At 64.5% G+C, this 22,902-nt stretch carries 20 protein-coding genes and 1 pseudogene; 11 read left to right on the forward strand and 10 right to left on the reverse strand.

Annotated elements, in window-relative coordinates; genetic code table 11:
* Window positions 1-24: 24 nt before the first annotated feature.
* The 3 genes and pseudogenes from JOH52_RS36525 to JOH52_RS21980 form a co-directional block, all read right to left on the reverse strand.
* Window positions 25-466 (reverse strand): annotated as a pseudogene (locus JOH52_RS36525) (DUF6065 family protein).
* An 88-nt stretch (window positions 467-554) separates the two neighbouring features.
* Window positions 555-857 (reverse strand): autotransporter domain-containing protein, encoded by a 303-nt coding sequence (locus tag JOH52_RS21975; protein WP_267902443.1) that lies wholly within the window; start codon window positions 855-857, stop codon window positions 555-557.
* Between the two features lie 68 nt (window positions 858-925).
* Window positions 926-1,960, reverse strand: coding sequence for a glutamine synthetase beta-grasp domain-containing protein (locus JOH52_RS21980; RefSeq protein WP_003530581.1), 1,035 nt, complete (start codon window positions 1,958-1,960; stop codon window positions 926-928).
* A 563-nt stretch (window positions 1,961-2,523) separates the two neighbouring features.
* Here JOH52_RS21980 and JOH52_RS21985 point away from each other — a divergent pair.
* Window positions 2,524-2,709 (forward strand): DUF2735 domain-containing protein, encoded by a 186-nt coding sequence (locus tag JOH52_RS21985; protein WP_010976240.1) that lies wholly within the window; start codon window positions 2,524-2,526, stop codon window positions 2,707-2,709.
* 19 nt (window positions 2,710-2,728) lie between these two features.
* Here JOH52_RS21985 and JOH52_RS21990 read toward each other — a convergent pair whose 3' ends face one another.
* Window positions 2,729-3,403: an HAD family hydrolase gene (locus JOH52_RS21990; RefSeq protein WP_010976241.1), complete on the reverse strand. Its 675-nt coding sequence runs from the start codon at window positions 3,401-3,403 to the stop codon at window positions 2,729-2,731.
* 152 nt (window positions 3,404-3,555) lie between these two features.
* The gene (locus JOH52_RS21995) at window positions 3,556-4,620 is read right to left on the reverse strand and encodes a glycosyltransferase family 2 protein (RefSeq protein ID WP_014530134.1); all 1,065 of its coding nucleotides are present in this window, start codon (window positions 4,618-4,620) and stop codon (window positions 3,556-3,558) included.
* Window positions 4,621-5,114: 494 nt separating this feature from the next.
* Between JOH52_RS21995 and JOH52_RS22000 the strand changes: the two genes are divergently transcribed.
* Together JOH52_RS22000 and JOH52_RS22005 are read left to right on the forward strand one after the other, a co-directional pair.
* Complete coding sequence (locus tag JOH52_RS22000; RefSeq protein ID WP_041862609.1) at window positions 5,115-6,590, forward strand: mannitol dehydrogenase family protein; 1,476 nt, start codon at window positions 5,115-5,117, stop codon at window positions 6,588-6,590.
* 19 nt (window positions 6,591-6,609) lie between these two features.
* Window positions 6,610-7,359 (forward strand): SDR family oxidoreductase, encoded by a 750-nt coding sequence (locus JOH52_RS22005; protein ID WP_014530132.1) that lies wholly within the window; start codon window positions 6,610-6,612, stop codon window positions 7,357-7,359.
* 31 nt (window positions 7,360-7,390) lie between these two features.
* On the opposite strand, the gene mmsB is transcribed toward JOH52_RS22005, so the two are convergent.
* The 4 genes from mmsB to JOH52_RS22025 form a co-directional block, all read right to left on the reverse strand.
* The gene (gene mmsB, locus JOH52_RS22010) at window positions 7,391-8,287 is read right to left on the reverse strand and encodes a 3-hydroxyisobutyrate dehydrogenase (RefSeq protein WP_010976245.1); all 897 of its coding nucleotides are present in this window, start codon (window positions 8,285-8,287) and stop codon (window positions 7,391-7,393) included.
* Between the two features lie 46 nt (window positions 8,288-8,333).
* Complete coding sequence (locus JOH52_RS22015; RefSeq protein ID WP_014530131.1) at window positions 8,334-9,404, reverse strand: enoyl-CoA hydratase/isomerase family protein; 1,071 nt, start codon at window positions 9,402-9,404, stop codon at window positions 8,334-8,336.
* Between the two features lie 12 nt (window positions 9,405-9,416).
* A complete protein-coding gene (locus tag JOH52_RS22020; RefSeq protein WP_014530130.1) occupies window positions 9,417-10,559 on the reverse strand; it encodes an isobutyryl-CoA dehydrogenase in 1,143 nt (380 codons plus the stop codon).
* A gap of 116 nt (window positions 10,560-10,675) precedes the next feature.
* Window positions 10,676-12,094 carry a helix-turn-helix domain-containing protein gene (locus tag JOH52_RS22025; RefSeq protein ID WP_041862607.1) on the reverse strand — a complete coding sequence of 473 codons (1,419 nt, stop codon included), beginning with the start codon at window positions 12,092-12,094 and terminating at the stop codon, window positions 10,676-10,678.
* Window positions 12,095-12,247: 153 nt separating this feature from the next.
* On the opposite strand from JOH52_RS22025, the gene JOH52_RS22030 reads away from it, so the two are divergent.
* The 3 genes from JOH52_RS22030 to scpA all read left to right on the forward strand — a co-directional run bounded on the left by JOH52_RS22030 (window position 12,248) and on the right by scpA (window position 18,169).
* Entirely contained in the window at window positions 12,248-13,780 is a 1,533-nt protein-coding gene (locus JOH52_RS22030) for an acyl-CoA carboxylase subunit beta (RefSeq protein ID WP_003530600.1), read from the forward strand.
* Between the two features lie 12 nt (window positions 13,781-13,792).
* Window positions 13,793-15,805 (forward strand): acetyl-CoA carboxylase biotin carboxylase subunit, encoded by a 2,013-nt coding sequence (locus JOH52_RS22035; protein WP_014530128.1) that lies wholly within the window; start codon window positions 13,793-13,795, stop codon window positions 15,803-15,805.
* 225 nt (window positions 15,806-16,030) lie between these two features.
* A complete protein-coding gene (scpA, locus tag JOH52_RS22040) occupies window positions 16,031-18,169 on the forward strand; it encodes a methylmalonyl-CoA mutase (protein ID WP_107010441.1) in 2,139 nt (712 codons plus the stop codon).
* An 11-nt stretch (window positions 18,170-18,180) separates the two neighbouring features.
* Here the strand turns inward: scpA and phnF are convergent, their stop codons facing one another.
* Entirely contained in the window at window positions 18,181-18,915 is a 735-nt protein-coding gene (gene phnF / locus JOH52_RS22045; protein WP_017273555.1) for a phosphonate metabolism transcriptional regulator PhnF, read from the reverse strand.
* 125 nt (window positions 18,916-19,040) lie between these two features.
* On the opposite strand from phnF, the gene phnG reads away from it, so the two are divergent.
* From phnG to phnK, 5 genes are read left to right on the forward strand one after another with little or no spacing between them, the layout of a single operon-like run.
* The gene (gene phnG / locus JOH52_RS22050) at window positions 19,041-19,508 is read left to right on the forward strand and encodes a phosphonate C-P lyase system protein PhnG (RefSeq protein ID WP_041862605.1); all 468 of its coding nucleotides are present in this window, start codon (window positions 19,041-19,043) and stop codon (window positions 19,506-19,508) included.
* Window positions 19,508-20,110: a phosphonate C-P lyase system protein PhnH gene (gene phnH, locus JOH52_RS22055; RefSeq protein WP_014530124.1), complete on the forward strand. Its 603-nt coding sequence runs from the start codon at window positions 19,508-19,510 to the stop codon at window positions 20,108-20,110. The genes phnG and phnH overlap by 1 nt, the downstream gene beginning before the upstream one ends.
* A 4-nt stretch (window positions 20,111-20,114) precedes the next feature.
* A complete protein-coding gene (locus JOH52_RS22060; RefSeq protein WP_014530123.1) occupies window positions 20,115-21,221 on the forward strand; it encodes a carbon-phosphorus lyase complex subunit in 1,107 nt (368 codons plus the stop codon).
* A complete protein-coding gene (locus tag JOH52_RS22065; RefSeq protein WP_014530122.1) occupies window positions 21,218-22,111 on the forward strand; it encodes an alpha-D-ribose 1-methylphosphonate 5-phosphate C-P-lyase PhnJ in 894 nt (297 codons plus the stop codon). The genes JOH52_RS22060 and JOH52_RS22065 overlap by 4 nt, the downstream gene beginning before the upstream one ends.
* Complete coding sequence (phnK, locus tag JOH52_RS22070; RefSeq protein WP_010976255.1) at window positions 22,108-22,884, forward strand: phosphonate C-P lyase system protein PhnK; 777 nt, start codon at window positions 22,108-22,110, stop codon at window positions 22,882-22,884. Before JOH52_RS22065 ends, phnK begins: the two co-directional genes overlap by 4 nt.
* Window positions 22,885-22,902 lie beyond the last annotated feature (18 nt).

The raw sequence follows: 22,902 nt of genomic DNA on the forward strand, positions 1-22,902 counted from the left end.
GGCTCGCCCGCTTCGAACGGGCGCCTAGTGCCCTGCCCGGGTGAACCGCCAGTTCATGGTGAATGTGTAGGGCGACCAATCCGTCTCGATGATACCGTCAGCGCTGCGATGCCGTCCTTCGGCCTGTTCAACGGTCCCGTCACGAATAGGTCGGTTCCGCTGTCCGTCTTGAACAGGCAGGGCATGTGAAAGGTCAGCGTACCGCTTCCGAAGTGGCTGACGGCCGGCGCATGCGTGACCGGATCCGGTCGGTTGCGAACGGCATTCTCCCGTTCGCCTCCGTCCCACACCGCGGAAAACCGGCCGCATTCAGAATTTCCCACCCATGCGCATTCGCGATATTCAAGGGCAGGCAGCGATAGGCAAAGCGCTGGTTTGTCCCGTTCATCCACTCCCGCTCCAGGGGAGCGGGGCGGATGGTCATCTCATGTCCGTCGATCACATAGACCCCGGTCCGAGCATCCATCCATTGTCGAACCTGAACGGGTAACCCGCCTCGACGGAAAAGGCGACAGAGTTCCCGGATGTGTCGGCCCCGATGCCCCGGTCGGAGCTCAAGCCCCCATGAGCCATGAGTACATTCCTATACTGTCCACATACCAGCCGTCCTCGCCGATATGGGTCCAATAGGCGCCGATCGAACTCGCATGGAGGTCGATCGAGCCCACCTCGAACTGCAGTCTCCCGAGAGTATTGCCTCCGTTCGAGCCCGAAGTGCCGGTATAGGCATCGAACAGCCCAACACGATCCTGGCTTCCGTCGTCGTGCAGGGCGCCGATCAGGTCCTGACCGGCTTGAAGTCCCCATAGATCTCCCGAGAAGGAATGGGAATTCGCAAATAAAAATGGCGCCGGCAAACTGGCCGGCGCCACGAAGATTTTACGGTCCCGCGCGCTTTAAGGTCAAGCGGACGTCCGGCAAGAAATCAAGCGACCTTGGCAACCGCCGTCGGCACGCTCGAGATCGTCTTCAGGATGACCGAAGCGATCTGGTAGGGGTCGCCCTGGGAGTTCGGGCGGCGATCTTCGAGATAGCCGCGATAGCCGTTGTTGACGAAGCTGTGCGGAACGCGAATGGAGGCGCCGCGGTCGGCCACGCCGTAGCTGAACTTGTCCCACGGCGCCGTCTCGTGCTTGCCGGTCAGGCGCAAGTGGTTGTCCGGGCCATAGACGTTGATGTGGTCGTGCAGGTTCTTCTCGAAGGCTGCCATCAGCGCTTCGAAATAGTCCTTGCCGCCGACTTCGCGCAGATAGGCAGTCGAGAAGTTGGCGTGCATGCCGGAGCCGTTCCAGTCCGTGTCGCCGAGCGGCTTGCAGTGGAACTCGACGTCGATGCCGTATTTCTCTGTTAGGCGCAGCAGAAGATAGCGCGCCAGCCAGACTTCATCGGCAGCCTTCTTGGAGCCCTTGCCGAAGACCTGGAATTCCCATTGGCCCTTGGCCACTTCGGCGTTGATGCCTTCGTGGTTGATGCCCGCGGCCAGGCAGATGTCGAGATGCTCTTCGACGATCTGGCGCGCGATGTCGCCGACATTCTTGTAGCCCACGCCGGTGTAGTACGGGCCCTGCGGCGCCGGATAGCCCTGCTCCGGGAAGCCCAGCGGGCGGCCGTTCTTGTAGAAGAAGTATTCCTGCTCGAAGCCGAACCAGGCGCTTTCATCGTCGAGAACCGTTGCACGGGTATTCGACGGATGCGGCGTCTTGCCGTCCGGCATCATGACCTCGCACATGACCAATGCGCCATTCGTGCGGACCGGATCGGGATAGACGGCAACCGGCTTCAGGACGCAATCGGAGCTGCGCCCTTCGGCCTGTTGCGTCGAGCTGCCGTCGAAGCCCCAGAGGGGAAGCTGCTCGAGCGTCGGAAACGCGTCGAATTCCTTGATCTGCGTCTTCCCGCGGAGATTTGGGACGGGCGTGTAGCCATCGAGCCAGATGTACTCGAGCTTATACTTGGTCATTAGCGAATCTCTCTAACGTGGTGCTGCATGGTTTGAGCAAATCCTGCCGGGTTCAGCGCTACACACGCTCAACCGCCAGGGATCGATTACCCTGAAGCATCAAGCGTGCCAGTTGGGCGGCTGGAGAGACTCTTTTTTCGGCTTAAGGCACCGCGGCGACGCGAATCGGCGGGGACGCACCCCGCGGACGCAGCCGGAAAGAATCGTCGGCATTGCTGCGCAAAGCCCGGCATTTCTCCGCGGTTCGGGGCCGGCCTGGGTAGAAAAACATGCAGCAATTCAAATCGATACCGCGGTCTCCTCGCTTCCGGAAAGGTGGCCGGAGCCGCCTCTCCTGCGCATCCTTTTCGGCGTCCGCGGCCTGAAAATTCCTGCCCAAAAATTATTGAGCAGGCGCCGCTGCCTAAAAAATCGCACTCGCGGCCGTTGCATCAGTAAATGCGTCGGAGAATGCTCGCAATTCCGGCACGGAATTGAACGAAATTTCGGCAATTCGCGTAAATCATGTGCAAATCCCGCCTGGTTGCACTATGTTTCTCCCAGAACTCACGGGAGACCAGAGCATGGCCACAAGTCTTTACGGCAAGTCTGCGACGATCCTGAAGTTTCCGGCCGCTGTGTCGCGGAAGGCCGAGGAGCGGCGTTCCGAAGCCCAGCGCAAACTGGATCTCGCACCGTCGGACGTGTGCGCCGCCGTCGATGGCTGCTGGTATCACGAAGAAGCCCTGAGCGACGAAACAAAGCACTGAGCGGGGCGGTTATTCCCGCTCACCGTCGCCCGCCGACCTCGTCGATGTGGTGCAGCATGTCGGCCGGGTCGTCGAAAATGCGGTAGGCACCGGCTTGCCGCAGTTCCTCATGTCCGTAGCCTCCGCTCAGCAAGCCGATGGCCAAGGCACGGCAGCGCACCGCCGCCAGCATGTCCCAGATACTGTCGCCGACCACCACTGCCGTCTCGATCGGAGCGCCCAGCTGTTCGGCGGCGGCGAGAAAGAGATCCGGATCGGGCTTGGCATATTTGACGACGTCTCGTGTCACGACCGGCACTACGGCCGGATCGACGCCGAGAGCGGCGAGATTGACGGCGGCGGTCTCCATCCGCCCGCTCGTGGCGATCGCATAGGAGATCTTCGCATCGGTGAGCCACGTTAGAAGCTCGCGCGCGCCGGGCAACGGTCTTATACTGTCCGCCTGCCGCCTGTAGGCCTCGGCGTGGCGCTGACGCAATCGCGCAACCCTGTCACCGCTGATTTCCATGTTCGTTTCGCGCAGGAGCTGGTCGGTGAAGAGGCCGCCGCTCATGCCGATCTTGCGATGGATGCGCCAGACCGAAAGGTCGATCCCTTCTGCGTCGAGGGCTTCCTTCCAGGCAAGCACGTGCTGGTAGACGCTGTCGACGAGTGTGCCGTCCAGATCGAACAGGAAGACGGGTTCGATGCGCATGCTCTTTCTCCCGGTAACGGCCTTCGCGCGTCCGATCGGACGCGGGCCATGGCGCCGTCACCTGCGGAAATATGGGTCAGGTTTCGCAGCCGAACAGACAGCCTGTCTACTTTTCCTTTGCGAACCTTGATCGCGTCTGCGTGCAAGTGCAACTATCCCATCGCATGGCGGATGGTTCTCGAAATCCGGGTGAGGAAAGCCGGCCGCGAGGACGCGACGAGCTTCCATGAAAGGACCGCCTGCGCCATGCGCCGCGGTAGCAGCCCGACGGAGACGAACCAGGCTGCCAGCATGGCACGACGGCGCAGCGAGACGTTCATCTGCATGCTGGCGACGGCACCGTGAGCGGCGAGGCCGAGCCTCGAATCCGCAGCCACCGGATGGCGCCCGCCGTCCACGCAGAGGGATGCAAGACGCTCCTCCAGATGCACCGGATCGCGCAGGTTCGCTTTGGGCGAAACCGATAGACCGACATCGGCCGCCTGTTCGTTGAGGGCATGCAGCCGGTGAAAATCGTGCTCCACCCTCCAGCGCGCCCTCTGCCCGAGTTTTTCGGCGAAGACGGAATGATTGCTGCCGTGCATCCGGTAGGCGCCGAGGCAGGCTTCGAGCGACGTCACCTTTCCGTAGAGCGGGGCGAGCGTGACAAGGTAGCCGTCGGCACCCTGCCGGAACTCGGCTTCCGGAACCGGCATGATGACATCGAGAGCCGAGCGTGCAAAGGCCAGTCCGCTGGTGACCGTCGTCTGGTATCGTGCGCGGCGCGCCAGTTGCGGCGTTACGTCACCGGAGTCGAACGGGACCTCCGGAGGCGGGAAGATGTCCTTGACGCGCAGGTCCTCGTCCACGAGGTGCAGCCGGAACTGCGTCTGGGCCGTGTCGTCGCTCCATTGAGCAAGCAATTCGGAAACGGCGGCCGGGTAAAGATAGTCGTCGGCGTCGAGGAAGAGAACGATCGCCCCACGACTTGCCGCAAAGCCGGTGTTGAAAGCAGCTGCGTGACCGCCATTTTCCTCCCGCAGGCGGGCCTTGATCCGCCCGCCGTAGGACGCGATCACCTCCGCCGACCCGTCGGTCGACGCATCGTCTACGACGATGACTTCGACCTTCGCGTAGTCCTGGTCGAGGGCACTGTCGATCGCGCGGCTCAGGAACCGCGCATAATTGTAATTCGCAATGATGATGGAGACAGGAAGATGGTCTCGGATGGAATGCATCGCAGTGAACCTCGCTTTTCGGCTTTGGTCGCGGCGAACCTTCTCATGCAGGTCCTTGAGGGTGATGCCCGTCCCGAAAGCACAGCCTCTCGGGCTGCGGTGAAGACAACGGCGCAGTTGCGCCGGGGCGGGCGGCGAAGATCGTGCTCGATCCTGCGTGAGCCTCCCCAGTTTTGTGGCATTTGAGTGACCGCCGCAGCGGCGGCACGCCGTTCTGCAGCCTTACCGTGCCGATGATCGAGCCTATGCCCGGATAGGCAGCAAAGTGACCTCGGTTGACGCGCCTCCGGCGGCTGATATACCAGTTCTGCAGCCAAAATGACGCAGGGAGGAAGCCGCGTGGATGCCAGACACCCCAAATACGTGACGGTGATTGCCACGCGATTCACGGCGCGAGGCGCAACATCGCAGCCCGCGAACGCGATGCCGGTCGCAGGCAAAGGACAAGCAGGCACAGGACAAGCAGTTACAGGACAAGCAGGTCCCGGAAAAGGATGGGCCTTCTGATGCGGCTTTCGAGAAAGACGATCGACAGCCTGCCGCGCACCGTCAAAAGGCCCCATTACGACCTCGGGACAGTCACCGTCGGCATCGTCCACCTCGGCATCGGTGCCTTTCATCGCGCGCACCAGGCCGTCTACACCGATGCGCTGCTCTCCGAGGATCCGTCCTGGGGCATCTGCGGCGTCTCGCTGCGCAGCCCGGAGACGCGCGACGCGCTTCAACCGCAGGACGGGCTCTACACCCTCGCCGTCCAGGACGGCGAGGGCTCCGACCTCAGCGTGGTCGGCAGTGTCGTCGAGCTCCTTTGCGCGCCGGACGACCCGGAAGCCGTCCTTCGCCGCATGGCGGATCCCGGCACACGGATCGTGTCGCTGACGATCACCGAGAAGGGCTATTGCCATAACCCGGCAACCGGCACGCTCGACGAAGGCCACCCGGACATCGTCCACGACCTCGCAAACCCCGCGCGGCCGCGATCTGCGATCGGCTTCATCGTCGAGGCGATTTCGCGCCGCGCCGGCGCCGGAATCGCGCCCTTCACGCTGCTCTCCTGCGATAATCTTCCGGGGAATGGCCATGTCCTGAAGCGTATCGTCACGCAGTTCGCGGAAGCGCGCGATCCCGCCCTCGCCGCCGTCGTCCGCAACGTCGCGTCGCCTTCGACCATGGTGGATCGCATCGTTCCGGCCACCACCGACAGCGACCGGAGCGCGGTCGCCTCGGCAATGGGGCTCGAAGATGCCTGGCCGATCATGACCGAACCCTTCCGGCAATGGGTGATCGAGGAGGATTTCCCGCTCGGCCGCCCGGCCTGGGAAAAGGCGGGAGCGCTCTTCGTCCAAGACGTCTCCGCCTTCGAGTTCATGAAGCTCCGGCTTCTGAACGGGAGCCATTCCACGCTTGCCTATCTCGGCTATCTCGCCGGTGCCGAGACCGTGGCGGACGCCATGGCACTTCCGGGCATGGAAGCGTTGGTCGAAGGGTTGATGCGCCACGAGGTGAGCCCCACCCTTCCGGAACTTCCCGGCTTCGACCTTCCGGCCTATCGAGCCGAACTCCTTCAGCGCTTTCGCAATCCGGCGCTTCGCCACCGCACCTGGCAGATCGCCATGGACGGCTCGCAGAAGCTGCCGCAGCGCCTCCTCGGCTCGATCCGCGACCGCTTGCAGGCAGGGGCCGGCTATGACCGGCTGGCGCTCGGGGTTGGCGCCTGGATGCGCTATGCGCGCGGCCTGGACGAGGCGGGCCGTCCCATCGACGTGCGCGATCCGCATGCTGCCCGGATCGCCGCGCTTGTGCAGGGAATTGACGAGCCGGATCGCATCGTCGATGCCTTTCTGACAATGACGGACGTCTTCGGCACGGACCTTCCGGCGAGCGCCCCATTTCGCGCCGCGCTGATCAAGGCGCTGGATGGACTCCTGCGGATCGGGGCGGCGGCAACGCTGCGAAGCTTTCGGCGGTAAGGGCAAGCGAAGGAAGGCGATGTTCGATCTCAGCGGCAAGACAGCTCTGGTTACCGGCGGCGGACGCGGCCTCGGCCTGGAGATGGCGAAGGCGCTTGCCGGGGCCGGCGCCTGGACGGTGATCAACGGCCGCAACGGCCAAGGTCTTGAAGAGGCGCGCAAGCGGCTCCAAGGCGACGGCATCGAGATCGGGATTGCGGCCGGCGACATAACCCGCGACGCCCCGGCGATTATCGCCGCCGCAGTCGAAAAGACGGGCGGGCTCGACATTCTCATCCACGCGGTCGGCGAACGCGATCGCCGCGGGACGGAAGCGATGGAACCGCACGAATTTGCGGCTCTGTTGAACACCGACCTGACCGCGGCCTACGCCGTGGCAAAGACCGCCCTTCCCTATCTCAGGCGTTCCGCGGCCGGGCGGCTGATCTTCGTGACCTCGATCGCCGCCTTTGCGGCGCGGGCCGGCGATCCCGCCTATACGGCGGCGAAGGGCGGGCTCGCCGCATTGACGCGCTCGCTCGCGGTCGAACTCGGCGCCGACAATCTCACCGTCAACGCGATCGCGCCCGGCTGGTTTGCAACCGAGACCAATGCGCATCTCGCAGCCGATCCGGCGCTCAAAGCCTTCGTCGACATCCGCATTCCGCTGAAGCGCTGGGGGCGGCCGGAGGAGATCGCCCCCGCCGCCGTCTTCCTCGCCTCGCCGGCCGCGAGCTTCGTCAACGGAACCACGCTCACCGTCGACGGCGGGATGACCGTGCAGATGTGAGGACGGTGCGTGCCGGCAACCGGGGGGAGCCCTACCCCTCTTTCGCCTCCTCGTTCCCCCTGAGCAGGTGGATCAGCGCCGAGAAGTCCTCTGCCCCGTGGCCGAGCTTCTCGAAGAGGCTGTAAAGCTGCGTCGCCTGTGCACCCATCGGCGTCGCCGCGCCGCTGGCGCTGGCGGCCTGCTGCGAGAGTTTCAGGTCTTTCAGCATGAGGCTCGCGGCGAACCCCGGTTTGTAGCCGCCATTGGCAGGCGAGGTCGGAACCGGGCCGGGCACCGGGCAATAGGTCGTCAGCGACCAGCACTGGCCCGACGAGGTAGAGGCCACGTCGAAGAGCGCCTGATGCGAGAGGCCGAGCCGTTCGGCGAGCACGAAGGCCTCGCAGACCGCCGCCATGGAAACGCCGAGGATCATGTTGTTGCAGATCTTCGCCGCCTGGCCGGCGCCGGCGTCGCCGCAATGGACGATCTTCTTGCCCATGGCTTCGAGCAGGTGCTTGCCGCGCGAGAAGGCGCCCTCGCTCCCTCCGACCATGAAGGTCAGCGTAGCGGCCGCCGCGCCCGCCGTGCCGCCGGAAACCGGCGCGTCGAGCGAAGGGCAGCCGGCCTTTTCGGCAAAGCCGTGCACCTTGCGCGCGCTTTCGACATCAATCGTAGAACTGTCGATCAGAAGCGTGCCGGGATCGACGAAGCCGAGCAGTTCGTCCCACACGTAAAGGACATGCGCGCTCGCCGGCAGCATGGTGATGACGCATTCCATCTCACGCACGGCCTGGGCGATCGAGCCGGCGACCGAGACGCCCGTCTTGGCGGCGGCATTGCGCGAGGCTTCCGACAGGTCGAAGCCGGTTACCGCGTGCCCCGCCTTCACCAGATTGGCGGCCATCGGTCCGCCCATGTTGCCAAGCCCGATAAAGGCGATCTTCGTCATCGTGCCTCTCCTCCTCAACTGAATCCTGTCGCCAACTGCCCGCGCCTTATTCCTTCCCGGCGAAGAGCGGCGCGCCGTCATTCCTCCCGAAACGGGCGAGCAGATCGGGGGTAGCTTCCGAAAGCCCGACCGACCATTTCGGATTCCGGTCCTTGTCAATCACCGCGGCCCTGACGCCCTCGTAGAAATCCGGATTGGAAAGCATTCCGAGGGTCGCGGCATATTCCCGCTCGAGGCATTCGTTGAGCGTTGCGCTGGAGCGCCCTTCCCTTAAGAGCGACAGCGTCAGCTTGAGACTGATCGCCGATCGGGTCTTCAGGAGTTCGAGCGTCTCGCGCGCGAAATCCGACTCGTCCTTCTCCAGCGCCGCGAAGATCTCCTCCACGGCATTGAAGGCGAAGCAACGGTCGATGACGGACAGGTGGTCCAGCAGGGCCGATGCCGGGGGCTCGCTCGAAACGGCGCGGATCGCCGCCGAAACGTCATCGGCGGTGGCCGAACCGGAAAGCGAGGAGAGCGCGCCGAGGAGCTCGCCGATCATCTCGGAGGGAACGAAACTGTCGGCGAGCCGCGCATGGATGACCGCCGCCGCACCGATATCGCGGCCCGTCAGCCCGAGATAGGTACCGAACTCGCCGGGCGCGCGCGGCAGGAGCCAGGTCGCGCCGACATCGGTGAAATAGCCGATCCCCGTTTCCGGCATGGCAAAGCGCGTCCTCTCGGTCACGACCCGATGGCTGCCATGGGAGGAAACGCCGACGCCGCCGCCCATCACGATCCCGTCCATGATCGCGATATAGGGCTTGGAGTAGGCTGAAATTCGGCTGTTGACGATGAACTCCTCGCGCCAGAACTGCGCACCTTCCCCAGGCCGTTCGCGGCCGCTTTCGTATATCATCCGGATGTCGCCGCCGGCGCAGAGGCCCCGTTCGCCCTCGCCCGTGACAAGCACTGCGGCAATCTCCGGGTCGCGCTCGAATTCGGTCAGCGCCGCAGCGATCGCGCGGATCATCGTGCGATTGAGGCTATTCAGTGCGCGCGGACGGTTGAGCCGCAGCCTGCCGATCGCGCCCTGGCGCTCGACAATGACCTCCGGAAGCGTGGTCTGCATCTCCATCGAAAATCCTTCCTATTTCCGTCCCATGATCGCACGCGACACGATCAGCCGCATGATCTCGTTGGTACCTTCGAGTATCTGGTGCACCCTCAGGTCGCGGACAATCTTCTCGACGCCGTAGTCGGCGAGATAGCCGTAGCCGCCATGCAATTGCAGTGCGTCATTGGCGACAGAAAAGCAGCGATCTGTGACAAAACGTTTGGCCATGGCGCAGAGCTTCGTCGCCTCCGGGTCCGCCGCATCGAGGGCGCAGGCCGCCCGCCAGAGGAAGGTCCGGGCGATTTCCAGATCCGTCGCCATGTCGGCGAGGCGGAACTGCAGCGCCTGGAATTCGCCGATCGCCTTCCCGAAGGCCCGGCGTTCCTGGACATAGGCGAGCGCTTTGTCGAAAGCGGATTGCGCGCCGCCGAGCGAGGCGGCGGCGATACTGAGCCTTCCGCCATCGAGGCCGGCCATGGCGATCCTGAAGCCCTCGCCCTCGACCCCCAGGCGGTTCTCGACGGAAACGCGAACATTGTCGAGCATCACCGCCCGCGTGGGCTGGGCATGCCAGCCCATCTTCTTCTCATTGGCGCCGAAGGTGAGCCCCGGAGCGTCCTTCTCGACGACAAATGCGGAGATCCCCTTCGGCCCCTCCTCGCCCGTGCGAGCCATGACGATATAAAGGCCGGACTCGCCGGCACCGGAAATGAACTGTTTCTGGCCGGTAAGCAGATAGGCGTCACCCTCGCGCACCGCCCTTGTCTTGAGCGCGGCCGCGTCCGAGCCGGAGCCGGGCTCCGTCAGACAATAGCTCGCCAGAACGTCCATCGTGAGAAGCGGCGGAAGCAGGCGCCGGCGCTGCTCATCCGTGCCGTAGCGGTCGATCATGCCCGCGCACATGTTGTGGATCGAAACGAAGGAGGCGATCGCGGGGCAGCCGGTCGCGAGCGCCTCGATGATCATTGCCGCGTCGAGGCGGGTAAGTCCCGTTCCGCCGACGTCGTCGCGGATATAGATCCCCGCCATTCCGAGCGCAGCCGCCGCGCGCAAAGTCTCCACCGGAAAATGCTTCTGCTGGTCCCAGTCGACGGCGTGGGGCGCGATCTCGTCCCGCGCAAAATCGAGCGCCATCGTGCGGATGGCCTCCTGCTCCTCCGACAGGCGAAAATCCATATGCATGTCCTCCCTGACCCGCATAGTGATGGTGTATGGCCTAGTTACAATAAATGCCGTACAGGCACAGGCGTAAATTCTCACAGTATCTGTTCAAAAACGAACAGAGCGGGAGTTCAGCTCTCACTCAGACGATACGGCAGAGCGCCACGCATGTCATGGTCGACGATCAGCTTACGCTTGAGTGGCGGCACCGCACGGCTCGCGCATCTGGTGCGCTCGCAGATGCGGCAGGAAATTCCGATCGGATCGTAGGCGGCGCGGTTGCCGAGGTCCATGTCGTCCGCATAGACGAAGGCGTCGGCGTAGGAGATTTCACAGCCGAGCGCCAAGGCGTAACGGGGATGGGCGGCGCGGTAGCCGCCGCCGCCTTTGGTGATCTGGGTCGCAAGGCAGAGATAGCGCACGCCATCCGGCGTCTCCGCAAGCTGGCGGATGATCCGGCCGGGCGTCTCGAAGGCCTGGTGCACGTTCCAGAGCGGACAGGCCGCACCGAAACGGGCGAATTGCAGCTTGGCGGCGCTGTGGCGCTTGGTGATGTTGCCGGCCCGGTCGATCCGCGCGAAGAAGATCGGAATGCCTTTCTGCCCAGGCCGCTGCAGCGTCGAAAGCCGATGACAGACCTGCTCCAGCGAGGCACCGAAACGGGCTGCAAGAAGCTCCACGTCGTGGCGCAGATCGCGCGCGGCTTTCAGGAACGGCTGGTAGGGCAGGATCAGCGCGCCGGCGAAATAGTTCTGCAGGCCGATTCGACAGATCTCATAGGCTTCCTCGGTGCGGAAGCCGGCGCTTCCCGCGACACGGTCGATCTCCTCGCGGGCCTGCATCTGGGCGATCTGCAATGCGAGCTGGAAGTCGCGCGTCGCCGCCGGCGCGTAAGGATTGAGCGTGAGTAGGCGGGCGCGGGGATCGAAACGGCGGATCGCCTCGTCGCCCGCTGCCCCGCGCACGACACGTATCCCGTGGCGCGCTTCCAGATAGGTGGCGAGGGCCGCGTGGTTGTCGCCATCGCCGAGACCGAGCTCACCCGCGAGCGTCTCGGCAAGCGTGTCGATCTCGTGGATGTAGTTGTCGACGAAGTGGAAGAAGTCGCGCACCTCTTCATAGGGCGTCGTCTCGACGAAGGAAGCGCCGCGGCCGATCGTGTCGTCGATGCTGGCGAGCTGCTCGCTGTTGCGCCGATAGGCCTGGTGGCAGGAGATCAGCGCATGGGCGAGCCCCGGCGCATTCTGGGCGACGAGCTTCAGCTCCTGCAGGCTCGGCGAATAGGTCTCGAACAAGGGATCGCTCAGCGCCTCCGACAGCGCCGAGAGAAGCCGGTCGCTTTCGCCGGAAGAAAGCTCGGCGATGTCGATCTGGAACTTCTCCGCGAGTGCCAGCAGTACCGCCGCCGATACGGGACGCTGATTATTCTCGATCTGGTTGAGATAGCTCGTGGAGATGCCGATGCGCTCGGCGAACTGCCCCTGGGTCAGTCGCTTGCCATCCCTCAGATCCCTGACCTTGCGGCCGATATAAAGCTTGCCGATCGCCATGCTCGCAGCCCGTTTCGCAATTTTGCAATTTGCGCTTCGCAATATTGTATGTTTCACCTTTGCACATGATCGGCCGTTTTTCCATCCGGCCTTCGGCGCTATTGCGAAGGTCGGCAAGCCTCTGCACAATCAGCAAAAAACGGGAGGAGAGCGATGCGCGCGGTACTTGAACAGGTGGAAGCCCGACGGGCCGAGGCGCGGGCGGGGGGCGGCGAACGCCGCATCGCTGCGCAGCACGGCAAGGGCAAGCTGACGGCGCGCGAGCGCATCGACGTGCTTCTGGACGAGGGCTCCTTCGAAGAATACGACATGTATGTGACGCATCGCAGCGTCGATTTCGGCATGGCTGGCCAGAAGATCCCCGGCGACGGCGTCGTCACCGGCTGGGGCACGATCAACGGCCGCCAGGTCTATGTCTTCAGCCAGGACTTCACGGTCCTCGGCGGCTCGCTTTCCGAGACGCATGCCCAGAAGATCTGCAAGATCATGGACATGGCCGCGCGCAACGGTGCGCCGGTGATCGGCCTCAATGATTCCGGCGGCGCCCGCATCCAGGAGGGTGTCGCCTCGCTCGCCGGCTATGCCGAGGTCTTCCGCCGCAATGCCGAGGTTTCGGGCGTCATTCCGCAGATCTCGGTGATCATGGGCCCCTGCGCCGGCGGCGCCGTCTATTCGCCGGCGATGACCGACTTTATCTTCATGGTGCGCGACAGTTCCTACATGTTCGTGACCGGTCCCGACGTCGTGAAGACGGTCACCAATGAGATCGTCACCGCGGAAGAGCTCGGCGGCGCCCGCACGCACACGACGAAATCCTCCGTCGCCGACGGCGCCTACGAAAACGACATCGAGGCCCTCGAGCATGTGCGCCTGCTCTTCGATTTCCTGCCGCTCAACAACCGCGAGAAGCCGCCGGTCCGGCCCTTCCATGACGATCCGGGACGCCTAGAGATGCGCCTCGACAGCCTGATCCCGGACAGTGCCGCCAAGCCATACGACATGAAGGAATTGATCCTCGCCATCGCCGACGAGGCCGATTTCTTCGAACTGCAGGCAAGCTTCGCCCGCAACATCATCACCGGCTTCATCCGCATCGAGGGCCAGACGGTCGGCGTCGTCGCCAACCAGCCGATGGTTCTCGCCGGCTGCCTCGACATCGACTCCTCGCGCAAGGCCGCGCGTTTCGTCCGCTTCTGCGACGCCTTTTCTATCCCGATCCTGACGCTGGTCGACGTGCCCGGCTTCCTGCCCGGCACCGCCCAGGAATATGGCGGCGTCATCAAGCACGGCGCCAAGCTGCTCTTCGCCTATAGCCAGGCGACGGTCCCCATGGTGACGCTGATCACGCGCAAGGCCTATGGCGGCGCCTATGACGTCATGGCGTCCAAACACATCGGAGCCGACGTGAACTACGCCTGGCCGACGGCTGAGATCGCCGTGATGGGCGCCAAGGGCGCGACCGAGATTCTCTACCGTTCCGAACTCGGCGATCCCGAGAAGATCGCGGCCCGGACGAAAGAATACGAAGAGCGCTTCGCCAATCCCTTCGTCGCCGCCGAGCGAGGCTTCATAGACGAGGTGATCATGCCGCACTCCTCCCGCCGCCGCATCGCCCGCGCGTTCGCCTCCTTGCGCAACAAGCAGGTCGAGACCCGCTGGCGCAAGCACGACACCATCCCGCTTTGACGGGAGAACCCGATGGGACACATGTTCAAAAAGATCCTCATCGCCAATCGTGGTGAAATCGCCTGCCGCGTCATCCGCACCGCGAAGGCTCTCGGCATTCCGACCGTCGCCGTCTATTCGGATGCCGACCGCGACGCCATGCATGTGCGCATGGCGGACGAGGCCGTCCATATCGGCCCATCCCCATCCAGCCAATCCTACATCGTCATCGAGAATATCCTCGCGGCGATCCGCAGGACCGGGGCCGATGCCGTTCACCCCGGCTACGGCTTCCTCTCCGAAAACGCCGCCTTCGCCGAGGCTCTCGAGAAGGATGGCGTGACCTTCATCGGCCCGCCGGTCCGGGCGATCGAGGCGATGGGGGACAAGATCACCTCCAAGAAGCTCGCCGCCGAAGCGGGCGTTTTCACCGTTCCCGGCCATATGGGGCTGATCGAGGATGCGGACGAGGCCGCGCGCATCGCCGCTGAGATCGGCTTTCCGGTGATGATCAAGGCTTCCGCCGGCGGCGGCGGCAAGGGCATGCGGATCGCCTGGAACGAGCGGGAGGCACGCGAGGGTTTCCAGTCGTCGAAAAACGAGGCGAAGAGCTCCTTCGGCGACGACCGCATCTTCATCGAGAAATTCGTGACCGAGCCCCGCCACATCGAGATTCAGGTGCTCGGCGACAAGCATGGCAATATCGTCTATCTCGGCGAGCGCGAATGCTCGATCCAGCGGCGGAACCAGAAGGTCATCGAGGAGGCGCCCTCGCCCTTTCTCGACGAGAAGACGCGCCGCGCCATGGGCGAGCAGGCGGTCGCCCTGGCAAAGGCCGTCGGCTATCACTCGGCCGGCACCGTCGAATTCATCGTGGACGCCGGCCGCAACTTCTACTTTCTCGAGATGAACACCCGGCTTCAGGTCGAGCATCCCGTGACGGAACTCGTCACCGGCCTCGATCTGGTCGAGCAGATGATCCGCGTCGCGGCCGGCGCGAAATTGGCTTTCGCCCAGAAAGACGTGAAGCTCGACGGCTGGGCGATCGAAAGCAGGCTCTATGCGGAAGACCCCTACCGCAATTTCCTCCCGTCGATCGGCCGGCTGACGCGCTATCGCCCGCCCGAGGAAGGCACGCAGGCGGACGGCACCGTCATCCGCAACGACACAGGCGTCTTCGAAGGCGGCGAGATCTCGATGTATTACGATCCGATGATCGCCAAGCTCTGCACCTGGGGACCGGACCGGCTGACGGCGGTCCGGGCGATGGCGGACGCGCTCGACGCATTCGAGGTCGAGGGCATCGGTCACAACCTGCCCTTCCTCGCAGCCGTGATGCAGCAGGAGCGTTTCCATGAGGGGCGGCTGACCACCGCTTATATCGCCGAGGAATTTGCCGGCGGTTTCCACGGGGTGGCGCTGGACGATGCATCCGCACGCAAGCTCGCCGCCGTCGCGGCGACGGTCAACCAGACGCTCCAGGAGCGCGCCAGCCGCATTTCGGGCACCATCGGCAACCACCGCCGGGTCGTCGGCCATGAATGGGTGACGAGTCTCGATGGTCACGAAATTCAGGTCACATGCGAGGTTTCCGCCGACGGCACCTATGTCCGCTTTGCCGACGGGACATCCGTTTCCGTCGCAACCGACTGGGCGCCCGGCCGCACCCGCGCCGCCTTCAACATCGACAATCAGCCCATGAGCGTGAAGGTCGAGCTCGCCGGCCCGGGCATAAGGCTGCGCTGGCGCGGGATCGACGTCGTTGCACGGGTCAGAAGCCCGCGCATTGCCGAACTCGCCCGGCTGATGCCGAAGAAGCTGCCGCCGGACACCTCGAAGATGCTGCTCTGCCCGATGCCCGGGGTGGTGACATCGATCACGGTCAAGGCCGGCGAAACGGTCGAGGCCGGACAGGCGATCGCCGTCGTCGAGGCGATGAAGATGGAGAATATTCTGCGGGCGGAAAAGCGTGCGATCGTGAAGCGCGTGGCGATCGAAGCCGGCGCGAGCCTCGCGGTGGACGAGTTGATCATGGAGTTCGAGTGATGGGAGGAACTGGGCGCGTCGCCTTTCCGACTTGCCCCTCTCCTCGGGTTTAACCCGAGGACTAACCCTCTCCCCGCATGCGGGGAGAGGGGACTTCGTCAGCGCGGCAGACCCCTTCTCCCCGCTTGCGGGGAGAAGGTCCCGGCAGGGGGATGAGGGGCTGGCGCCCGGAACCGGCAGCCGGATGAGCGGCCCACCATCGCACAGAAGCTTGGAGTGGAACCAATGACCGAAAAGACCATCAAGGACTGGGAAGCCCTCGCCGAGAAGGAACTCAGGGGCTCCCCCGAAGGCCTCGTCTGGCACACGCCCGAGGGCATCGACGTCAAGCCGCTCTATACGAGCGACGACATGTCCGGCATCGGCCATCTGAACTCGCTCCCCGGCTTCGAACCGTTCGTGCGCGGCCCGCGCGCCACCATGTATGCCGGGCGGCCCTGGACTGTCAGGCAATATGCCGGCTTCTCGACGGCCGAGGCGTCCAACGCCTTCTATCGCAGGAACCTCGCCGCCGGCCAGCAGGGCGTTTCGGTCGCCTTCGATCTCGCCACGCACCGCGGCTATGACAGCGACCACCCGCGCGTCCAAGGGGATGTCGGCAAGGCCGGGGTCGCGATCGACTCGGTGGAGGACATGAAGATCCTCTTCGACGGCATCCCGCTCGACAGGATTTCCGTCTCGATGACCATGAACGGCGCGGTGATCCCGATCCTCGCCTCCTTCATCGTTGCCGGCGAGGAACAGGGCGTCAGCCGCGACAAGCTCTCCGGGACCATTCAGAACGACATCCTCAAGGAGTTCATGGTCCGCAACACCTACATCTATCCGCCGGAACCCTCGATGCGGATCGTCGCCGATATCATCGAATATACGGCGAAGGAGATGCCGAAGTTCAATTCGATCTCGATCTCCGGCTATCACATGCAGGAGGCCGGCGCGACGCTCGTGCAGGAACTCGCCTTCACCCTCGCCGACGGGCGCGAATATGTGCGTGCAGCACTCGCCAAGGGGCTCAACGTCGACGATTTCGCCGGCCGGCTCTCCTTCTTCTTCGCGATCGGCATGAACTTCTTCATGGAGGCGGCGAAGCTGCGCGCCGCGCGGCTCCTCTGGACGCGGATCATGCAGGAGTTCAAGCCCGAGAAGGCGTCCTCGCTGATGCTGCGGACCCATTGCCAGACGTCGGGCGTCTCGCTCCAGGAACAGGACCCCTACAACAACATCGTCCGCACCGCCTTCGAGGCGATGTCGGCCGTCCTCGGCGGCACGCAATCGCTGCACACCAATTCCTTCGACGAGGCGATGGCGCTTCCGACGGATTTCTCCGCCCGCATCGCCCGCAACACGCAATTGATCCTGCAGCACGAGACCGGCGTGACGAAGGTCGTCGATCCGCTTGCCGGCTCCTATTACGTCGAAAGCCTGACGAACGAGCTTGCCGAAAAGGCCTGGGCCCTGATCGAGGAAGTGGAGGCGCTGGGCGGCATGACGAAGGCAGTCAATGCCGGCCTGCCGAAGCGGCTGATCGAGGAGGCCGCGACCCGGCGCCAGGCCGCCGTCGACCGCGCCGAGGAGGTCATCGTCGGGGTCAACAAATATCGGCTCGAGAACGAGCAACCGATCGACATTCTCCAGATCGACAACGCCGCGGTTCGGACGGCACAGGTCAAGCGCATCGAGGAGACCAGGCGGCGCCGGGACTCGCAGAAGATGAAGCAAGCGCTGGACGCGCTGGCCGATGTGGCGCGCAGCGGCAAGGGCAATCTGCTCGCCGCCGCGGTCGAGGCTGCCCGGGCGCGCGCCACTGTCGGTGAAATCACCGACGCCATGCGCGAGGCTTTCGGCGATTACACTGCAATTCCTGAAGTCGTCACCGATATCTACGGCAAGGCTTATGAAGGCGATCCGGAACTCGGCGTTCTCGCCGGGCGGCTCGGCGAAGCGACGAAGCGCCTCGGCCACAAGCCGAAGATCATGGTAGCCAAGCTCGGCCAGGACGGGCACGACCGCGGCGCCAAGGTGATCGCATCCGCCTTCGGCGATATCGGCTTCGATGTCGTCGCAGGCCCCTTGTTCCAGACGCCGGAGGAAGCTGCGGATCTGGCGCTCGCCGAAGAGGTCACCGTTATCGGCGTTTCATCGCTTGCCGCCGGCCACAGGACGCTGATGCCGCAACTCGCAGAGGCACTGAAGAAGCGCGGCGGCGAGGACATCATCGTCGTCTGCGGCGGTGTCATCCCCCGGCAGGATTATGATTATCTGATGGAGAACGGCGTCGCCGCCGTCTTCGGACCCGGCACCCAGGTGCTCGACGCGGCGCGCGCCGTGCTGGACCTGATCGAAGGCAAGCGGCGAAACGTGTAAACCGGCCGAGTTCAAGTCTCAATCCGGAGCTTCATCCGGTCGGCTGCAAAGCGCGTTCGCGAATATTCGACCGGGCGGCCTTCTAGATCGGCGTTGACCGATTGCGTCTCCATGACGATCGCCCCCGGCGATAGTTTCAGAAGCGAGAGTTCCTCGGCCTCCGCGTGCCGCGCGACGATCTCCGTCGAGACCCGGACGTAGTCGTCGAGCCCATGCGCGGCAAAGGCCTTGGTGACCGAGCCGAGCCGCGCATATTCATCCGCCATCCTCGCAAAGCGCTCGGCCGGGTAGTAGCTGACCGCCGTCGAAAGCGGCCGCCCGTCGCCGCTGCTGACGGTGCTTAGCTCGATAAGAGGGGTGCCTGGGGGAACGCCAAGCGCAGTGGCGATTTCGCCGCTTGCCGGCACTTGGGCGTGCCCCAGGAGTTCGGTTCCGATTTCTCTCACCTGGCGGCCGAGACCTTGCGAGAAGCGAGTGCGCCGCGAGATCGGATAGCTCACGCGATCCTTGCGCTCGATCATCGTGCCGCGCCCCTGCACCGCGCGCACCAGACCTTCTTCCGCGAGTGCGGCCAGCGCGCTGCGGACGGTGTGGCGATTGACGCCGAATTCCGCCGCAAGGGCCGTCTCCGGCGGCACCATGCCGATGGCGTCATAGTCACCGTTGCTGATTGCGAGCCGTATCCTGTCGGCGATCTGCCGCCATAGCGCCACGCCCATCTGCCGTTCGACGACCTTCGCCATCATCTTCTTCGCCCCACTTCTTCGCCGCCAGTTTCTTAGCAAATGTCACAAGCCTGTCATTTGCGAGGGTTATGGAAAGGTATAAGATGTATAGTTGTCTAGATCAATAGACATTTTGGAGTGAGATGATGGACGCAGCGAAGACAAGTGAAGATGCAGGCGTCGCTCAGCGCCGGGAAGGCATGCGGCTTCTGGCGTGCGCGACGCTCGGCGAACTTTCCTTGGCCTGGGACGCGATCGACGACAAGCCGGAGGTCGCGCCGGTGCGCGGTCCGGAAACCGGGCTCGTCATGGTGCGCGGCAAGATCGGCGGCGGCGGCGATCCTTTCAATCTCGGCGAGGCCACCGTTTCACGCGCCACCGTGCGGCTTTCGACCGGCGAGGTCGGCCATGGGCAGCTGCTCGGCACCGACAAGGCACGCGCCCGCTTTGCCGCCATCTTCGACGCGCTTTTTCAGAGCGCTGCGCATCGCGCAAGCGTCGAGGCGCTGCACGAGCAGGTGGCCGCTCGCCTCGATGCGGAAGACCGTCGCAAGGCCGAGGAAACGGCCGCGACCCGCGTCGACTTCTTCACCATGGTCCGCGGAGAGGATTGATGACCGCCCAATCGCAAATCTATAGCGGCGCCTTCGCCGATCCCGTCTTCGAGGCGCAGTCCGTGTTCCGCAGCCTGATGGACTGCTTCGCCCGCCCGGGCACCATCGGCCGGCTGTCCACTGCTGCAGCCCCGCCGGCGCCATTCGGAGAGGCAAGCGGAGCTGTCGCGCTAACGCTCTGCGACCATGACACGCCGGTCTGGCTATCGCCGGCGCTCTCCAAATCCTCGGCGCCGAAGTGGATTGCGTTTCACACCGGCGCCGGCGTCACCGAGACGAAGGACGAGGCCCGCTTTGCCTTCTTCGAGAAGGGCGCGGCCGTGCCGGGCTTCGACCAGTTCGCCCTCGGCACGCAGGAATATCCCGACCGTTCCACCACGCTCGTCGTCGAGGTGGAAGCGCTCGAAGGCGGGCAGCCGCTCATCGGCCGGGGACCCGGAATCAAGAACGGGATCGTCATCGCACCGAAGGGTCTGCCCGACGTGTTCCTCGACCTCTGGGCCGCCAACCGGGCGATCTTTCCGCGCGGCATCGATCTCGTCCTGACGGCGCGCGAGGCAGTGCTCTGCCTGCCGCGCACCACCAAACTCGAGCGGGAGTAAGCGCATGTATGTAGCCGTCAAGGGCGGAGAAGCCGCCATTGCCAATGCTCACCGGCTGCTGGCCGACCGCCGGCGCGGCGACCGGGCGCTGCCCGCGATCACCATAGATCAGGTCGTCGAGCAGCTCGGGCTCGCGGTCGACCGCGTGATGGCCGAGGCCTCGCTTTACGACCGTGCGCTTGCGGCGCTTGCCGTGCGCCAGGCGCGCGGAGACATGATCGAGGCGATCTTCATCCTGCGCGCCTACCGCACCACCCTGCCGCGCTTCGGCTATTGCGAACCGGTCGACACCGCGAAAATGAAGGTCGAGCGGCGCGTCTCGGCGACCTACAAGGATCTGCCCGGCGGCCAGCTTCTCGGCCCCACCTTCGACTATACGCACCGCCTTCTCGACCCGTCGCTGATCGGCGAAGAACCGGTCGATGAGCCGGTGCTCAAGGAGCCGGGCGAACATGTCATGCGAGTCTCCGACATTCTCGACGGCGAAGGCCTGATCGAGGGCGACGGCCAGATGCCGGAAGGCCACGTGGCGGGCGACCTCACGCGCGAGCCGATGGAATTTCCGATGGCGCGCGATCTCCGCCTGCAGGCGCTTGCCCGTGGCGACGAAGGATTCCTGCTGGCGCTCGCCTACTCCACGCAGCGCGGCTATGGCCGCACGCACCCCTTCGTCGGCGAGGTCAGGATCGGCGAGGTCGAGGTCGAACTGGAGCTGCCGGAGCTGGGCTTTGCCGTTTCGCTCGGGGTCATCCGCGTTACCGAATGCCAGATGGTCAACCAGTTCAAGGGCTCGTCCAGGCAGCCGCCGCAATTCACCCGCGGCTACGGGCTCGTCTTCGGCCAGAGCGAGCGCAAGGCGATGTCGATGTCGCTGGTCGACCGGGCGCTCCGGACCGACGAATTCGACGAGGACATCGTCGCTCCCGCCCAGGATCAGGAGTTCGTCATCTCGCATGCCGACAACGTCCAGGCGACCGGCTTCGTCGAGCACCTGAAGCTGCCGCATTACGTCGACTTCCAGGCCGAGCTCGACCTGGTCAAGCGCATGCGCCGCGAACACGACGCCGCCCAGGCCGGCGCCAAGGACGGCATGAAGGAGGCCGCCGAATGAACGACCTCGCAACTTACAATTTCGCCTATCTGGACGAGCAGACGAAGCGGATGATCCGCCGCGCGATCCTGAAGGCGATCGCCATTCCCGGCTATCAGGTGCCCTTCGCCTCCCGCGAAATGCCGATGCCCTATGGCTGGGGTACCGGCGGAGTGCAATTGACCGCCTCCATCCTCGGGCCCGACGACGTGCTCAAAGTGATCGACCAGGGCGCTGACGACACGACGAACGCCGTTTCGATCCGCGCCTTCTTCCAGAAGGTCGCCGACGTCGCCGTCACCACGAGGACGACGGAGGCGACGATCATCCAGACGCGCCACCGCATTCCCGAGGAGCAACTGCGAGAGGGGCAGACGCTCGTCTACCAGGTGCCCATTCCGGAACCACTGCGCTTCCTCGAGCCGCGCGAAACCGAGACGCGCAAGATGCATGCGCTGGAAGAATACGGGCTCATGCATGTGAAGCTCTATGAGGACATCGCCCGCAACGGCCATATCGCCACGACCTACGCCTATCCGGTAAAGGTCGAGGGCCGTTACGTGATGGACCCCTCGCCGACGCCGAAATTCGACAATCCGAAGATGCATATGTCGGAGGCCCTCCAGCTCTTCGGCGCCGGCCGGGAGAAGCGCATCTATGCGGTGCCGCCCTATACCGAGGTCGTCAGCCTCGATTTCGAGGATCACCCCTTCGAGGTCCAGAAATTCGACAAGCCCTGCGCCCTTTGCGGCGCCGAGAACGTCTATCTCGACGAGGTGGTGCTCGACGACAAGGGCGGGCGCATGTTCGTCTGCTCCGACACCGATCATTGCGAGGATCGCCGGGCGCACGGCCATGCCGGCGCCATGCTCGCCCCCGCCGCGAAAGAAAGCCAGGAGGCTGCAGAATGAGCGCCGTGCCGCTTCTCAAAGTCAGTGACGTTTCGAAATTCTATGGAAGCCGCATCGGCTGCCGCAACGTCTCCTTCGAGCTCTATCCGGGCGAGGTGCTCGCCATCGTCGGGGAATCCGGATCGGGCAAGACCACGCTGCTCTCCTGCCTCTCGACCCGGCTGATGCCGACATCCGGCATCGTCGAATATCACATGCGCGACGGCCAATACCGGGACCTCGCGCGCATGAGCGAGGCCGAGCGGCGCTTTCTGATGCGCACCGATTGGGGCTTCGTTCACCAGAACCCGGCGGACGGGCTGAGGATGACGGTTTCGGCCGGCGCCAATGTCGGCGAGCGTTTGATGGCGGTCGGGGACCGGCACTACGGCAATATACGCGCGGCGGCAGGCGACTGGCTGAGGCGCGTGGAAATCGAAGAGGACCGGATCGACGATCAGCCGCGCGCCTTCTCCGGCGGCATGCGCCAGCGCCTGCAGATCGCCCGCAATCTGGTCACCTCGCCCCGCCTCGTCTTCATGGACGAGCCGACCGGCGGCCTCGACGTCTCGGTGCAGGCACGCCTGCTCGATCTCGTTCGCGGGCTCGTCCACGACCTCGGCCTTGCGGCGGTCATCGTCACCCACGACCTCGCCGTGGCACGCCTCCTTTCGCATCGGATGATGGTGATGAAGGACGGCGCCGTCATCGAGCAGGGTCTGACCGACCGGGTGCTCGACGATCCGCGCGAGCCCTACACGCAGCTCCTCGTTTCCTCGATTCTTCAGGTGTGACGCATTGACAATGCGCAA

The organism is Sinorhizobium meliloti (assembly GCF_017876815.1).
GTDB classification, from domain to species: Bacteria; Pseudomonadota; Alphaproteobacteria; order Rhizobiales; family Rhizobiaceae; genus Sinorhizobium; species Sinorhizobium meliloti.